The organism is [Clostridium] symbiosum ATCC 14940 (genome assembly GCF_000466485.1).
GTDB lineage: Bacteria > Bacillota > Clostridia > Lachnospirales > Lachnospiraceae > Otoolea > Otoolea symbiosa.
Map to the genome: position 1 here is coordinate 1 of NZ_KE992929.1, position 15,127 is coordinate 15,127.

Here is a 15,127-nt window from a genome sequence, read left to right on the forward strand (position 1 = left end):
CGGCGTCCTCACCTGCTTAACTAAATCTCCATTAGATGCTTGACAATTGGGAAAAAATCATATATGATTAATATACCTATAGGGGGTATATGTAATGAAGGGAGATAATCTATGAAAACGGAAATATACAACATAGACGGAATGTCGTGTGCAGCCTGCAGCAGTGCGGTAGAGCGGGTGACCAGGCGTCTGGAAGGGGTGCAGGAAAGCAATGTCAATCTGACGACCGCTAAGATGACGATCACCTACGATGAAGCAATGGTGACTCAGGAGATGATAGAAGAGAAAGTGGATAAGGCTGGCTTTAAGGCGATGCTGGTTCCCGACGAACAAGATAGAATGGCGGAAGAGGAGGAGACGTTTGCCAGGCAGGAGGAAGCGCTTAAAGCCGGCAGAAAGAGGCTGATTGTGGCAATCTGTTTTGCGGTGCCGCTTTTATATATTTCGATGGGACATATGGTGCCGTTCCCTATGCCGGTGCCGGATATCATCGATATGCATGCAAGCCCGTTGAATTTCGCCCTGATTCAGATGATTTTAACGGTTCCTGTATTAATTTGCGGAAAGAAATTTTATCTGGTGGGACTTCGGGCATTGTTTAAAGGCAATCCTAACATGGATTCCCTGGTGGCAATCGGTACTGGAAGTGCATTTATATACAGTTTGGTAATGACGTTTAAGGCGTTCAGCGACCCGATGGCCGTCCACTCTCTGTACTATGAATCGGCAGCGGTGGTGGTAACCCTGGTAATGCTGGGTAAATATATGGAGGGAAGAAGCAAGGGAAAAACTTCCGAAGCAATTAGAAAACTGATGGAGCTGGCTCCTGATACGGCGATTCTGTACGAAAACGGTGAGGAGCGCGAGGTGGAAACCTCTTCGGTGAAGGCTGGCGATCATATCCTGATCAAACCGGGCAACAGAATCCCTCTTGACGGCACTATTGTAAAGGGAAGCAGCAGCGTGGATGAGTCCATGCTGACCGGTGAGAGCATTCCGGTCGAAAAGAGCGTGGGAGACAGTCTGATAGGCGGAAGCATGAATTATAACGGCGCCATGGAAGCGGAGGTCACCCATGTAGGCGGTGATACCACTCTGGCCAGAATCGTGAAGATGATGGAGGATGCCCAGGGCAGAAAAGCGCCGATATCGAAGCTGGCGGACCGTGTGGCTGGGGTTTTTGTTCCTGCTGTCATGGGCATAGCGATTGCAGCGGCTCTTTTATGGCTTGTTGCCGGTGGAAAAGACATGGCCTTTGTACTGACTATATTTGTGGCCGTCCTCGTCATTGCCTGCCCCTGCGCACTCGGACTCGCGACACCGACGGCCATCATGGTGGGAACCGGCGTCGGGGCCAGCCACGGTATACTGATTAAGAGCGGGGAGGCGCTGGAAATTGGTCACAAAGTAGATACCGTTGTTCTGGATAAGACGGGAACAATTACGGAGGGTAAACCAAAGGTCACGGATATTTTTGCGGAACAGGGCTGGAAACCGTCGGAGCTGCTTCGCGTTGCCGCCAGCTGCGAACAGATGTCGGAGCATCCGCTGGGAGAAGCAATTGTGGCGGAGGCCAGGGAGAAGAGCCTGTCACTTGCAAGGCCTGAGGAATTTGAAAGTATTACCGGATCCGGTATTAAGGCCGTCCTGGAGGGGCATGAAATCCGGATCGGCAATATCAGAATGCTGGAAGCCCTCGCAGCCTCCGGTGAAACGCAGAGCGGAGGGCAGTCAGATATTTCGGCCCTCACGAATCAGGCTGGAATCTATGCAGAACAGGGAAAGACACCGATGTTTATCCTTGTGGATGGAATAATGGCCGGAATCATCTGTGTGGCCGACACAATAAAAGAAAGCAGCATACATGCAATTGATAAGTTAAAGAGCCTGGGGCTGGAAGTATATATGCTCACCGGTGATAACCGCAAAACGGCTGAATATATTGCACATGAAGCACATATTGACAATGTGATAGCGGAGGTGCTGCCGGGTGATAAAGCGGGAACTGTGGCAGACTTGCAAAGTCAGGGGAAAACAGTTATGATGGTAGGAGACGGCATAAATGACGCTCCTGCGCTGGTGCAGGCTGATGTGGGAACGGCAATCGGTTCGGGAAGTGATATTGCCCTTGAATCGGGTGACATCGTATTGATGAAATCTGATTTGATGGATGTCTACAGAGCGGTGAAATTAAGCCGCGCCACAATCCGGAATATTAAGCAGAACCTTTTCTGGGCGTTCTTCTATAATTCGCTGGGAATACCGGTGGCCGCCGGTGTGCTGTATCTGTTTGGAGGACCGCTTTTAAGCCCGATGCTGGGAGGCTTTGCAATGTCCTTAAGTTCGGTCTGCGTAGTATCAAACGCATTGCGTCTAAAAGGACTGAAACTTGATTAATTCAGGCTCAGCTGACGGAGCCGGGAAGCAAAATAGAATAAAAACTGTATAAAGGGGGAACGGGATGAGCTGTTGTGGAAACGAGGAGAGGCATAAGCACAGGAACCTGACCGAAGAAAAGGATTTATTAAAAAGGCTTAACAGAATTGAGGGGCAGGTGCGTGGCATTAAGGCCATGGTGGAAGATGAGCGCTACTGCGTTGATATTCTGAACCAGGTTTCTGCCGTCCAGGCAGCTTTAAACGGCTTTTCCAGGGTGCTGTTGTCAAATCATATAAAGACGTGTGTGATAGATGAGATTGAGGCGGGAAATGCAGAAGAAACGGTGGAAGAGCTGTGCAGGACAATCCAGAAGCTGATGAAATAATAAGAATTTGTAAAGGAGATAAAAATAATGAAAAAATTTAAATGCGAAGAAATTATGTGCGGCAACTGTGTAAGCCGGATTGACAAGGCCCTTACTGCGGCGGAGATTGAGCATCAGGTAGATTTGAATTCAAAAACAGTCACAATTGAGGGATGTGAACACTGTGAAAAGAAGGCAGTGGAGATCCTGGACGATTTAGGATTTTCGGCAGTGGAAGTTTAAGCCGCAGTGCGAGCCTCCGCGGAGCGGTTTTTATTGATGACGGTAACCTGTGCACGGAGCGTGCCGCTTATCGTTTAACAGGAGAAAATTCCTGCTAAAAAAAATCTGCGTATATCTGCGCTGGAATTTGTGACAGATATACGCAGACCAACCTTCCAATATGACTTAAAACCTTGCTGCAGCGGTGAAAAATGAGGCAGTTAAGGAATTGTATTAATTGCATGAAAAATTTTTTAAATTTTTCTCAGGAAATGGTTGACATTTCCTGATATTTATATTATACTACCAAAGGTATCGAGGCGTGGCTCAGTTTGGTAGAGCGCTGCGTTCGGGACGCAGAGGTCGCGTGTTCGAATCACGTCGCCTCGATTACACCTCAGTATGGCCTGTTGGTCAAGCGGTCAAGACGACGCCCTCTCACGGCGTAAACCCGGGTTCGATTCCCGGACAGGTCATTTTAGAATCTGCTTTGGAGTGAATCCAGAGCATTTTTTAAACGCTTCCGTGGCTCAGTTGGTAGAGCAACGCATTCGTAATGCGTAGGTCGCCGGTTCGAGTCCGGCCGGGAGCTGTATGGTAAGAAGTCGAAATTCCTTGTAAAAGCAAGGGGTTTCGGCTTTTTTGTTGGTAGCGGTGACCCGTGCGCGGAGCGTGCAGGTTATCGTTTTTGGCGCCCCCTAATTGATGGTGGTTCGCACTATGGACGATTTCGATTTTCATGTCAATAAAAAGATTTCAAAAGATGAACTGCATAAAATGACTAAGGAGATTATTGATTTAAAACAGGAAAAGCAGTAGAAAACACATCTACATAATTCTATGGTCATATACTCCATTTATCGGGGGCTTGTCATTACGACAGTCCTCGTATTGAAGAAATATAATTGGAGTGGCAGTCTCATGTCCGTCCATCAGTTAACTGTATTTGCATTGGACATTCATAAAACAAGGGCAGAAGAAAAAATATTTCAACTGCCCGTTTTTTCACTGTTCTGTTTTATTTCTGTATCATCCATATGTAATTAACAAAGTATATTAATGCACCAGATTACAAACGGCTGATAAAACACATCAATTAAAAAGGCTCCTACAATCGGCACTATGATAAGCGCTTTACGTGATACCCCATACTTGGTATGAATGGTTGTCATATTGGCTACGGCCGTTGGTGTTGAACCGAGATCATGACCGATAAGTCCTGCCGACATAACGGCAGCATCGTAGTTTTTCCCAAGAATACGGAATACAACAAAATAAGTGAGAAGCAGCAGTATGACAGTCTGCGTGCAAAGGACGATTAACAGCGGCAGCGCTAATTCGGCCAATTCCCACAGCTTGAGCGTCAGCAGCGCCATGGACAGGTACAAGCCCAGACTGATATCACCGACCCGATCATTGAATTCAATGCTGAAATTGTAAAAATGAAACTTTTCATTTAAGTTTCGGACCAAGACGGCGAAGAACATGGCTCCGACATAGGTGGGGATAGCCATGCCGATTAAACCGCCTAAATAACCGACAATCATGGAGCCCATTGTCATACAGAGCATCAGTGCGGTAAGATTTTTCATGGTGTTGGCATAATCCATTTCGACATGCTGTGCACCGGCGTCATATCCGGAGGTATCAATTTGGAAACCATCATCATTATCGGGCGTCAGATTATAACGTTCTATCAGCCGTCTGCCCAGAGGACCGCCGACGAGGCTGGCGACGATTAATCCAAAGGTAGCGGAAGCCAAACCGACCAGACTGGCTCCGGGGTACCCCATGGCTTCCAGAGTCTGTCCATAGGCGGCAGCGCCTCCATGCCCGCCAACCAGTGCAACAGGACCGGAGACAATACCGTACGCGGCGTCAAGTCCAAGAACCGGTCCAAGAAACACACCGATACCAGTCTGGAGGACAGTGATCAGTACATTTACAAACCAGTAGATAAATAAAAGCTTGCCGCCTGTTAAAAGAACTTTCAGGCTGGCCCCGAGGCCGACAGTCGTGAAAAAGGCCAACATAAATACTGTCTGTAAAGAGGCGTCGAATACCAGATTTATTCTACCGCTCATGAAGAATAAACAGTTTAGAAAAACGAAAAGAAATCCGCCGATTACAGGTGCCGGAATACAAAATTTTTCCAGAAAATAAACTTTGCTTTTAATCCAGTAACCAATCAACAGCAGGATTGCCCCCAGGGTCATTGTACCGACGCTGTCAAATGACAAAGTGAAAATTGAATCCGCAAGCTGCATTTCCATAAATACTACCTCCTTTTTTCTGTCGAATTAGATAAGAATTTCTACTATATTTAGTTAAATTATATCGATTTTATTTGATTCTGCAAGACAAAATGCGTGAAAATTCTGTAAATGTTTTAATGTTATTTTATTTGTGCTAATTTTTTGAAAAAATAAAAAGATAAAAGAGGCGCTCTGCACCCGGTCCATATTACAAAAAACGGTTCTCATTTTCATGAAAGGGAATAAAATGCAGAATAAAAAACAAAATATATTTGAGGAGAACTGAAACGAGAAGTGAACCAAGGCGGGAATGGGATGAGGAGGTGAAAAATATAAATAATAAAATTTATGAATTTGATGCTGTAATTCAGAAAGTACCCGATATTGACGGAGCCTATGTAAATATTCCTTTTGATGTGAAGAAAGAGTTCGGCAAGGGAAGAGTAAAGGTGCATGTGGATTTTGACGGGACAGCCTACGAAGGAAGCATTGTCAGAATGGGAACTCCTGGCCATATTTTGGGGGTGAGAAAGGACATCCGTGCTTTGATTGGAAAACAGCCGGGAGACACCGTCCATGTGGTCATGAGAGAACGGTAGTACCTGACAGTCACATATCTGCTCAATATGGGAAGGAAGGGCGGTCAAATACCGCCCATGCCGTCACGGGAGCGGCACTCTTTTGGGAGCTTATCCGGTCTCAGACCCTTGAAGACCGGCTGCCGCATACCGCCATTTGCCGTGTACTCCATAAATTTTACGACACAAACCAATTGAGGTTCAATCCAGATCGCATTTTCATTACCATGCGGAGGTGCAAAAAGAGGGGAGGGGATCTGTGGCACTTCTTTAATACGCTGAAAATTTTCCCCTCCGACACCGAGAGTTACATGACCTTTATAGATAAGCTGCTCATGCTCATACTGTCCCAGAACAACACTTATCATATTATTGTCCTTAAATATATATCCGCAGACTACAAAATCATCGTCTATCAGGTTTTTTATTTTGATCCAGTCCTTCGTTCTTTTACCTTCTATATAAAAACTGTCTTTTCTTTTGGCGACAATGCCTTCCATGTCCTGTTGTTTGGCGAGTGTGTAAAATGCCATACCCTGGCCCTCAATGTATTTGGATAAGGCCATTCGTGCTGTTTCCTCACCTACCGCTTTGGAAAGATATACTTTGCGCTCCATAAGCGGCAGCAATGTTAAATCCCTGTCTTTGTAATATAAAATATCGAAAGGTATAAAGCTGGCAGGATATTGTTTTGAAAGCAACTCAATTTTAAACGGATTAGACATCAGACTGCGTTTCTGTATTTCAAAGTAGTCAGATTTGCCGTTTTTTAAAATGATTAACTCACCGTCTAATATACATCTGGCTTTTACCTGCTTGTGTAGATGAGTAAGCTCAGGTACTTTAGAAAGCATTTTAAGATTTCGTTTATTCCGGAGTTCCGTACCGGTCTTTGGATCCAGATAGGCAATGCAGCGCTCGCCGTCCCATTTCAATTCATAGATATAGTCTGCGCTGTCAAATGCATCCCCGCTGGCGCCGATAAGCATCGGCTGTATCACTTTTGCATCGAAATCAATCATGCTGTTGCTGCCTTCTTCCGTCCGCGCGGCTTCTTCGGGGGCGTGGTGCCTTCAATCTGCTGCAGAGAGGCCTGCAGCGCTTCCATAATATTGATTACGTTGCTTTCCTGCTCAGCCGGTGTCTGAACAATTTCCTGTCCATTGATTTTTGCTTCTATAATTTCTCTGAGACGAACCTGATACTCATTATGGTACAGCTGTGGTTCAAATTCTTTATCCATCGATCCAATCAGCATTTTCGCCATATTAAGCTCAGCCTCGTTCAGTTCCGGATGTGCTGCTTCCTTTGGTATTTCTTTAACTTCGTCATAGAAAAAGAGTGTTTCGGCCAAGATACCTTTCTCGGTCGGAATCAGACAAAGGAGTTTTTCGCTCTGTCCCATTACTGTTTTTGCAATTGCCACTTTTCCTTCATCGAACATGGCCTGGCGCAGTAATTCATATGCTTTATCACCTCCGGCCTCGACGACTGCATGATAGGTTTTGTCAAAAAAGATGGGACGGATGTTTTTTAAATCAGTAAAATGCAGGATCTGGATTGTCTTGTCTTTTTCCGTCTTTGCCTTTTCGAAATCAGCGTCCGTCATTGTAACGTATTGCCCGGGAGCAAATTCAAATCCTTTCACAATATCCTGAAAGCCGACTTCTTTTCCGCAGTTGGCACAGACCTTTTTGTATTTGACACGTGAACCGTCTTCTTTGCACAATTGATTGAAATGTATATCATTATCCTGTGTGGCGGTGTGGAGCGCCACCGGAATGTGAACCAGGCCAAAACTGATTGCCCCTTTATGCGTAGCTGCCATATGCTTGTTTTACTCCTTTTTTACCTTAGTATATACAATTTCTCCTCAACAATCCAAATTAGCCTGATATATTGATTAATCATACTGATTCTTTCACAGCATTCATAAGATAGAATGAAAACAGGGTCCGCCGAAGCGGATTTCTAAGCTTTGGCAAACAGAGGAGGTTTTTTTATTCACAGAATATTGGATGAGAATTTTTTTGATATGGTAGTTAATAACTCGTTATCTGTTCCAATGGAAAGTGATGCAGGTACTACACGGTTGAATGACAGATATTCTGTCATACATCTGCCTGGCAGCGAATTCAGCATGTGCGGCCTGGGAACATATCCCTACCACACATTCCCAGGTATTTATACCTTGAATTCCAATATAAGTCTGGAACAGAGCGGAATTAATGTAGTCAGGAACAACCCGAACTTATCGCTCTTCGGGCAGGGCATCCTGATTGGAATCGTGGACACGGGAATTGAATACAGGCATGAGGCATTTTTGAATCCGGATGGTTCTACCAGATTATTCTCCATTTGGGATCAAACGATAACGGATGGTGAGCCTCCGGCGGGATTTACCTTTGGAACGGAATACAATAAAACAATGATTAACATGGCCTTAAGAACACAGGAGCCTCTTGCCGTTGTACCAAGTATTGATGAGTTGGGACATGGAACAATGCTGGCGGGAATTGCGGCAGGCAGCAGGAGGGAAACGGATAATTTCAGCGGGGTGGCTCCGGAAGCAGAACTGATTGTGGTAAAGCTGCCGTTGGCGAAGCAGCTTAACCGAAAAATATTCAGCATTCCGTCTGATACTGTCTGCTATCAGGAATCAAACATTATCATTGGAATTGAATATGTATTATCAATTGCCCAACGTCTGAACAGACCGTTACTCATCTGTATAGGTATGGGCTCCTCCCAAAGTTCCCATGACGGTCTTGGTCTCTTTGCCGGTACTTTAAATCAACTGTCGGCATTGCCGAGAATCGGATGCTGTGTGGCGGCAGGCAATGAAGGAAATCTCAGCAGACATTATCACGGAACTTTTACCGATCAGATCATGGCGAGAACATTTGAATTAAGAGTAGGAGAAAAAGACAAAAACTTTTTTATGGAAATATGGCAGAGGTCACCCAGCCGGTTAATGATAGGAATCAGTGCGCCCACCGGTGAAACATTTCATGCAATAATGCCCGGCTTCAGTGAATGCAGGGAATATAAATTTTTATTCAATCCGACAAAAATTTATATCAACAATATTATTGTTGAGGAAGAGTCAGGGGATCAGTTGATTTTAATAAGGTTCAATGATGCCGTCAATGGGATATGGACAATACGGGTTAACAATATTGAGACAATAGCAGGAGATTTTAATGCCTGGCTGCCGGCCGGTAATATTATTTCTAAGGATACTTATTTTCTTGAACCGGACCCTGACAATACAATAACATCTCCCGGCAACGCACGTAATCCGATGACGGTGACGGCCTATAATCAAATTAATAACGGTATACTGCCGGAATCCGGAAGGGGGTATACGACAAGCGGCTTGGTTGAACCGGATATTGCTGCTCCTGGCTTTGCCCTGTCATGTCCGACTATTGCCGGTACGAATACGTATGGTTCGGTAACTGGCACGGGGGCGGCGGCCGCACATGCGGCGGGAGCGGCGGCTCTTCTTATGGAATGGGCGGTATTGAGGGGAAATTATACTACAATTACAGGGAGAGATATTAACCGGCTGTTTATCCGCGGGGCAATTCGTGATAAAGCAGTTGTATATCCGAATAATGTGTGGGGATACGGAAGGCTGGACCTTATGGGGGTATTGAGCAGTCTGGTATAAGGACAATGTTAAGGAGATAGGACTGACAGAAGCGCCGGCTTAAAATACCAGCGCTTCCAAGTAACTCAAAGAAAATTAATTTTTGTAGCGTAAGCCTCGCCATTAAGCGGTTTATAAATATCTACGACGGCAAAACGAGTCGGCAGTTCCTCCCGTTTTGGTTCAGCTATCGTGATAAAACGGTAGTTTGTTCCGTTGACAATCTGTTTGGCAACAGCAACTGGATTATAAAAGTAATTTTCATGTTGCCCTATGGCATTGTAAAAAATAAAGGAGTCATAGGGCGTGAGGTATGACTGATAAGTCCAGCCTCCTGGCATAATTACACCTCGAACAGCAAAGTTAATGTATTGTATGCATATTTGGACCGCCGTGTACCAGGGGGATTCTGCACATAAATAAGTTGAACTTTTTCTCAAAATCATGGATAATAGGAATAACGGAAGGCTTTAAGGAGGAACAGCATATGAATTTGCAGTGGCTGTACTATTTCAATACAATTGCAGAACTGGAACACTACACGCGGGCGGCAGAAAGACTTCATGTCAGCCAGTCTAATTTAAGTCATGCCATTAAAGAGCTGGAAGAGGAATTAGGCGCAGAGCTGTTCGAGAGAAAAGGCCGGAATATCAAATTGACAAAGTATGGTGAAATATTTCACCCTTATGTTCAGAAGACGATTAGTTCTCTGGAGGAAGGGATTTCAACCTTAAAAGAATATATTGATCCCAATGTGGGGACGATTGTTTTGGCAGGCTTCCAGTCGGTCGCCCAGTTTGCAACGGATCTCATGGTCCGCTATCAGTCGGATACAAACCGTCTGGAAGTGCAGTTCCAATACAGCCAGGAAATCTGGAAGGGAATTCAAAGCAAGCTGCTGGACGGCTCCGTCGATCTGATTATTGGAACAAGGCTCAGCTATCCCCAGATAGATGCCGCGTACATCGGCACGCATCCTTTGATGGTGCTGATACCGGAGGGACATGAGCTGGCGTCGGGGGACAGTGTGGATTTAAGGAAACTGGACGGTGAAAATTTTATTGCCTTTGACACCAATGCCCAGCTGCGCGGACAGCTTGACAATCTGTTTAAAGAGATAGGAATTTGTCCGTGTATCGTATCCGAAACTCCAAATGATCAGATTATTTACGGCCTGGTCGCAGCCAGAAGGGGAATCTCAATTGTGCCGTATCCGCTTTCCGGAGCGCCTTATAATACGAAAATCCTCCCAATAGCCAATGATATTCCACAGCGCAGGCTTTACCTGCAGTGGAATAAAGAACGCTATATTCCGCCGGCGGCGAAGTATTTCAGGGACTACATTATCCGCAGCGGCGAGGTGTTCGACCAGTACCTGGAGCATCATGGGATGATGATTCATTAAAATAATGTTCACCGTTTTCATCCATTCTCCAGTCAGATGAAATCAGTTCGATGCGGTCAGAAGCTCACCCTGGAGAAGAGCATGCATACTGCTGAACAATCAGATTCCTGACTTTCTGCACCGCCGGAGTCAGCGGCCGGCTGCGGTCCCAGGAAAGATAAACTGTCCTGAGAAATTCCTTTCCCTTATCATCGATGGGAACCATGCGGACGCGTTCCGTCTTCATTGCAGGAACCTCGGGGAGGATCGAGACACCAAATTTGAGAGACACATACTGGAGGGCGGCATTGCACTCCCGCACTTCAAACACGACTTTTGGAATAACGCCGCGCTTTGTAAACACCTGATCAAGCTGTCTTCGCAGGCTGCTTGCCTTGTCGAGCATCACCAGTGGTTCCCTGGCGAAATCCTCAAAGGTAACGGAAGAACGCTCAGAGAGAGGATGCTCAAAGGGAACGGCCAGATAGAGAGGTTGTTTCATAATGGTGATGGAATCAGCCCATTCATCCCGGTGCGTACAAAATGCCAAATCCAGCTTACCGCTTTTAAGCAGTGTAAAAATGTCAAAGGAAGTATCCTCGGTAAAATGAAAACGAATCTGTTTATTCTCCGGGAGACGGTATACTTCTTCAACCATGGAGGGGATCAGGGAGGAGGAGATGGAATGGAAATAACCGAGACGGACAACCAGCGGGGCAGTTCCCGCCATCTGCTTCAGTGTGTTGGTTCCCTCCTCCATCAGCATCAGGGATTTCTGGACATAGGGGAGAAATCTCTCACCATAATCCGTAAGACAGATTTTCCGGTTCTGTTTTTCAAACAGCTTGACCCCGAGTTCCTTTTCCAATTCATTAATGGAGTAACTGAGGCTGGGCTGGGCAATGTGAAGTTCTTCAGCCGCGTGGGTGTAATGCAGCACGCGGGCAAGAGTCTCAAAATATTGTAATTGAAGCAGAGTCATGATGACACCATCCTTTTTCAATCTATCACGCTTTCGTGAAACCGTACTCATAGTATATCATAAGCCGCAACGGATTTCTACAAAAAACCGCCCTGTGTTCCGGCCTCCATAGAAGCTTTCTATGAAAATAAGAGAAATACGGTATTGGACTTTTTGGCCTGTGTCCATTATAATAAACCGGCAGGGTGCAGAGCAGAGAGAAGCTCTGCGCCCTGTTTGCGAAATATGGCATATTATAAAAGGAGAAAGAGAGAATGCTGCAATTTCACGGAAATGAGAATTATATTGCTTCGGATGAACTGATCCGCAGCGTCAACATAGCTGCTGCGCTTAAGAAGCCGCTGCTGTTAAAAGGGGAGCCGGGAACTGGAAAAACCATGCTTGCGGAGGCGATTGCAAAATCCCTTGGAATGGAGCTTTTGATTTGGAACATCAAATCCACAACAAAGGCGCAGGACGGGCTGTATGTTTACGACACGGTTCAGCGTCTTTACGACAGCCAGTTCGGCGAGGAAGGCGTAAACGACATTGCAAAGTATATCCGTCTGGGAAAACTCGGTGAGGCGTTTAAAAGCAGCAGACAGGCGGTTCTCCTGATAGATGAAATAGATAAAGCGGATTTGGAATTTCCCAATGATCTTTTGTGGGAGTTAGATCAGATGGAATTTTATATCCCGGAGACGGGGGAGACCGTAAAAGCAAAGGTCCGTCCCATCGTGATCATTACATCCAATGCGGAAAAGGAGCTGCCGGATGCCTTCCTGCGCCGCTGTATCTTCCATTATATTGCGTTTCCGGATGCGCCGATGATGGAGCGGATTATCAAAGCCCATTACCCAGGGCTTGAGGAAACGCTGATTGGGGGAGTTTTGGACGCCTTCTACCGGATACGGGAGCTTAAAGGACTCCAGAAGAAGCCGGGAACTTCGGAGATACTGGACTGGATTCAGGCTCTGAATATCGGAGGCATTCCTGTGGAGGTCCTTGAACAGGAAATTCCCTTTGCCGGCGTTCTTTTGAAGAAAACGGATGATTTAAAACAAGTGGAGAACCAATATGTTCACTGATTTTTTATATATTTTGCGCGGGTACGGGATGAAGACCAGCCTGAATGAATGGACCGGCCTGATGGATGCGCTGGATTTAAATCTGAATGAGGCCAGCCTGACGGAATTTTACCATATGGCAAGGGCGATCCTGGTAAAAAAAGAATCGGACTATGACAGGTTCGACCAGGCGTTTCTGGAGTATTTTAAAAATGTTAAGGAACAGGACTGTCTGCCTGAGGCGCTGCAACGCTGGCTGTCGAAGGCGATGACGCAGACGCCCTTTGACCGGGAAGAGGCAGACGCGCAGTGGGGAAAAAAGAATATAGAAGAAATCCGACGTCTGATGGAGCAGAGGCTGGCTGAACAAAAGGAACAGCACCACGGCGGAAATAAGTGGATCGGAACAGGTGGAACCACGGCGTTCGGTCACTCCGGGTATGCGCAGAAAGGCATCCGGGTGCATGGAAGCGGGATGAGCAGAAGCGCGCTCAAAGTGGCGGGAGAGCGCAATTACCGTGACTTCCGGGAGGATAAAGTCCTCCAGCTCAGGCAGTTCCAGATAGCCCTGCGCAAGCTCAGGCTGCTTTCCAGCAAAGATGACGGGGCCAGGACAGAACTGAATGTGACGAAAACAATAGAGAAGACATGTGACCGGGGCGGACGGCTGGAGCTTGTCTTGGAGAGACCGAGAAAGAACCAGACGAAGCTTCTGCTGTTAATGGACAGCGGCGGCTCCATGTGGGCCTATGCCGAGCTGTGTAACCGGCTGTTTCAGGCCGTGAACCAGGCGTCCCAGTTTAAGGACTTAAAAATTTACTATTTCCATAACTGTTTTTATGATCAGTTATTTACAGCACCGCAATGTAAGTGGGAGGACAAGGTTTCCACTGAATGGGTGCTCCATAACCTGAAGCCGGAATACAAGGTGATTGTCGTGGGAGATGCGACTATGGGACCGGCGGAGCTGCTGGAGCCTGGCGGTACTCTGGACTACGACCATGAGAATGATAAGGCCGGAATAGACTGGATCAAGACATTAAAGAAACGCTTTACGTCTGCAGTCTGGCTGAATCCGCTGCACGAAAAGCTTTGGGATTATGATGCATCTACCCGTACAATTCAAATAATAAGAGAGCAGTTTCCGATGTTCCCGCTGACGGTCCAGGGCCTGGAGGCGGCTATAAAAGAGCTGAGAAAAGGAGAGGCGTAATGCCTCTCCTTTTTTTGAAGACGGTGATCTGTCCACGGCCTTCGGTCTTCTATGCAAGACTGTTTATAAAAGAAGAAAGAAGATCGGCAGGGAGCTGTCCCGGCGCGGAGGCCTTGCCTGCGGTGCCGAAGGTGATGGCGGATCCGAATACACTTCCGCATACCCTGCTGATAATTCCCTGGCGCCCCATGGACATGGTGATAACAGGCGTCTCCTTATGTTCTTCGCGCATGGTGAGAGTGGCGTCCAGAAGTGTGAGGACATCCCGCTCATTCTGCGGCATAACGGCATATTTGGCGATATCGGCTCCCAGATGCTGCATCTGGCAGAGACGGCTCACAATTGTCTCCTTCGATGGCGTCGAGGTGGTGCTGTGGCGGGAAGCTATAATTTTCATCCCGGCGCGGTGGGCTGCCTCCACAAGAGTCCTCATCGTATCGTCCCCTTTGGACAGCTCAACGTCAATCAGATCCATAAGGCCGGTCTCTATGACGTCAAGATTCATTGCAATATATTCCTCCGTTTCCATGCCCGCCATTCCGCCCTCCGAATCAGTGCGGAGCGTGAACAGAATCGGAGTATCCCCTAACTGGTCGCGAAGATAAGCCATGGCCTGAAATCGTACCTGCGGATTTTCAATATTCTGATAAAAATCCGCACGCCATTCAACAAAATCGAAGGGGGCACTTTTCATCGCTTTGACGGACTGTTTAAGTCCTTTCAAATCCGTATCCGTGAGCGGAATGCATATTTTAGGGATTCCTTCTCCGAACACTACGTTTCTGATCTTTACGGCTTTCATAGCATATTCTCCTTATACACGGTGCGCTTTGCTGCGCTCAACCGTTACCAAATTAAAGGTTTTTCTAAATGTTTTGTTACAGTATAAAAGCTTAGTCCGGTAATGTCAAGAGTTTTTTACTTTAAACTACTAAAATTTAAAGCAATAAAGCGATGACATGCTGCATGCAGTAAATTCCACAGTTTTTTATAACATCTTAATTCCCTTATAGGTTTTACTTTTACCGGTTTAACGGCTGCGGTGCTAG

Annotated in this window: 14 protein-coding genes and 3 tRNA genes; 11 read left to right on the plus strand and 6 right to left on the minus strand. The window is 46.4% G+C overall.

Annotated features, from left to right (window positions below):
- Nucleotides 1–111: 111 nt before the first annotated feature.
- The 6 genes from CLOSYM_RS12475 to CLOSYM_RS12500 all read left to right on the plus strand — a co-directional run bounded on the left by CLOSYM_RS12475 (nt 112) and on the right by CLOSYM_RS12500 (nt 3,557).
- Nucleotides 112–2,397 (plus strand): heavy metal translocating P-type ATPase, encoded by a 2,286-nt coding sequence (locus CLOSYM_RS12475; protein WP_021642384.1) that lies wholly within the window; start codon nt 112–114, stop codon nt 2,395–2,397.
- Between the two features lie 64 nt (nt 2,398–2,461).
- Complete coding sequence (locus CLOSYM_RS12480) at nt 2,462–2,764, plus strand: metal-sensing transcriptional repressor (RefSeq protein ID WP_021642385.1); 303 nt, start codon at nt 2,462–2,464, stop codon at nt 2,762–2,764.
- 27 nt (nt 2,765–2,791) lie between these two features.
- The gene (locus CLOSYM_RS12485; protein ID WP_003510537.1) at nt 2,792–2,986 is read left to right on the plus strand and encodes a heavy-metal-associated domain-containing protein; all 195 of its coding nucleotides are present in this window, start codon (nt 2,792–2,794) and stop codon (nt 2,984–2,986) included.
- A gap of 295 nt (nt 2,987–3,281) precedes the next feature.
- Nucleotides 3,282–3,355 (plus strand) — tRNA-Pro (locus CLOSYM_RS12490).
- A gap of 14 nt (nt 3,356–3,369) precedes the next feature.
- Nucleotides 3,370–3,441: transfer RNA gene (locus CLOSYM_RS12495), tRNA-Glu, on the plus strand.
- Between the two features lie 43 nt (nt 3,442–3,484).
- Nucleotides 3,485–3,557: transfer RNA gene (locus CLOSYM_RS12500), tRNA-Thr, on the plus strand.
- A gap of 451 nt (nt 3,558–4,008) precedes the next feature.
- On the opposite strand, the gene gltS is transcribed toward CLOSYM_RS12500, so the two are convergent.
- Entirely contained in the window at nt 4,009–5,238 is a 1,230-nt protein-coding gene (gene gltS / locus CLOSYM_RS12505; protein WP_021642387.1) for a sodium/glutamate symporter, read from the minus strand.
- Between the two features lie 305 nt (nt 5,239–5,543).
- Between gltS and CLOSYM_RS12510 the strand changes: the two genes are divergently transcribed.
- The gene (locus tag CLOSYM_RS12510; RefSeq protein WP_044902404.1) at nt 5,544–5,819 is read left to right on the plus strand and encodes a DUF1905 domain-containing protein; all 276 of its coding nucleotides are present in this window, start codon (nt 5,544–5,546) and stop codon (nt 5,817–5,819) included.
- A 44-nt stretch (nt 5,820–5,863) separates the two neighbouring features.
- On the opposite strand, the gene CLOSYM_RS12515 is transcribed toward CLOSYM_RS12510, so the two are convergent.
- Together CLOSYM_RS12515 and ku are read right to left on the minus strand one after the other, a co-directional pair.
- Nucleotides 5,864–6,820: an ATP-dependent DNA ligase gene (locus tag CLOSYM_RS12515; protein WP_021642390.1), complete on the minus strand. Its 957-nt coding sequence runs from the start codon at nt 6,818–6,820 to the stop codon at nt 5,864–5,866.
- Nucleotides 6,817–7,626 (minus strand): non-homologous end joining protein Ku, encoded by an 810-nt coding sequence (ku, locus tag CLOSYM_RS12520; RefSeq protein ID WP_004461939.1) that lies wholly within the window; start codon nt 7,624–7,626, stop codon nt 6,817–6,819. Before ku ends, CLOSYM_RS12515 begins: the two co-directional genes overlap by 4 nt.
- A 207-nt stretch (nt 7,627–7,833) precedes the next feature.
- On the opposite strand from ku, the gene CLOSYM_RS12525 reads away from it, so the two are divergent.
- Nucleotides 7,834–9,474, plus strand: coding sequence for a S8 family peptidase (locus tag CLOSYM_RS12525; RefSeq protein WP_044902407.1), 1,641 nt, complete (start codon nt 7,834–7,836; stop codon nt 9,472–9,474).
- Nucleotides 9,475–9,539: 65 nt separating this feature from the next.
- Here CLOSYM_RS12525 and CLOSYM_RS12530 read toward each other — a convergent pair whose 3' ends face one another.
- Nucleotides 9,540–9,794 carry a hypothetical protein gene (locus tag CLOSYM_RS12530; RefSeq protein WP_003510544.1) on the minus strand — a complete coding sequence of 85 codons (255 nt, stop codon included), beginning with the start codon at nt 9,792–9,794 and terminating at the stop codon, nt 9,540–9,542.
- Between the two features lie 146 nt (nt 9,795–9,940).
- On the opposite strand from CLOSYM_RS12530, the gene CLOSYM_RS12535 reads away from it, so the two are divergent.
- Nucleotides 9,941–10,858: a LysR family transcriptional regulator gene (locus CLOSYM_RS12535; protein WP_044902405.1), complete on the plus strand. Its 918-nt coding sequence runs from the start codon at nt 9,941–9,943 to the stop codon at nt 10,856–10,858.
- Nucleotides 10,859–10,922: 64 nt separating this feature from the next.
- Here the strand turns inward: CLOSYM_RS12535 and CLOSYM_RS12540 are convergent, their stop codons facing one another.
- Nucleotides 10,923–11,819, minus strand: coding sequence for a LysR family transcriptional regulator (locus tag CLOSYM_RS12540; protein WP_003510546.1), 897 nt, complete (start codon nt 11,817–11,819; stop codon nt 10,923–10,925).
- A 254-nt stretch (nt 11,820–12,073) separates the two neighbouring features.
- Between CLOSYM_RS12540 and CLOSYM_RS12545 the strand changes: the two genes are divergently transcribed.
- Together CLOSYM_RS12545 and CLOSYM_RS12550 are read left to right on the plus strand one after the other, a co-directional pair.
- Nucleotides 12,074–12,886 (plus strand): AAA family ATPase, encoded by an 813-nt coding sequence (locus CLOSYM_RS12545; protein WP_021642394.1) that lies wholly within the window; start codon nt 12,074–12,076, stop codon nt 12,884–12,886.
- A complete protein-coding gene (locus tag CLOSYM_RS12550) occupies nt 12,876–14,078 on the plus strand; it encodes a vWA domain-containing protein (protein ID WP_021642395.1) in 1,203 nt (400 codons plus the stop codon). The genes CLOSYM_RS12545 and CLOSYM_RS12550 overlap by 11 nt, the downstream gene beginning before the upstream one ends.
- A gap of 49 nt (nt 14,079–14,127) precedes the next feature.
- Here the strand turns inward: CLOSYM_RS12550 and aroD are convergent, their stop codons facing one another.
- Entirely contained in the window at nt 14,128–14,880 is a 753-nt protein-coding gene (aroD, locus tag CLOSYM_RS12555) for a type I 3-dehydroquinate dehydratase (RefSeq protein ID WP_003510549.1), read from the minus strand.
- Between the last annotated feature and the right edge of the window lie 247 nt (nt 14,881–15,127).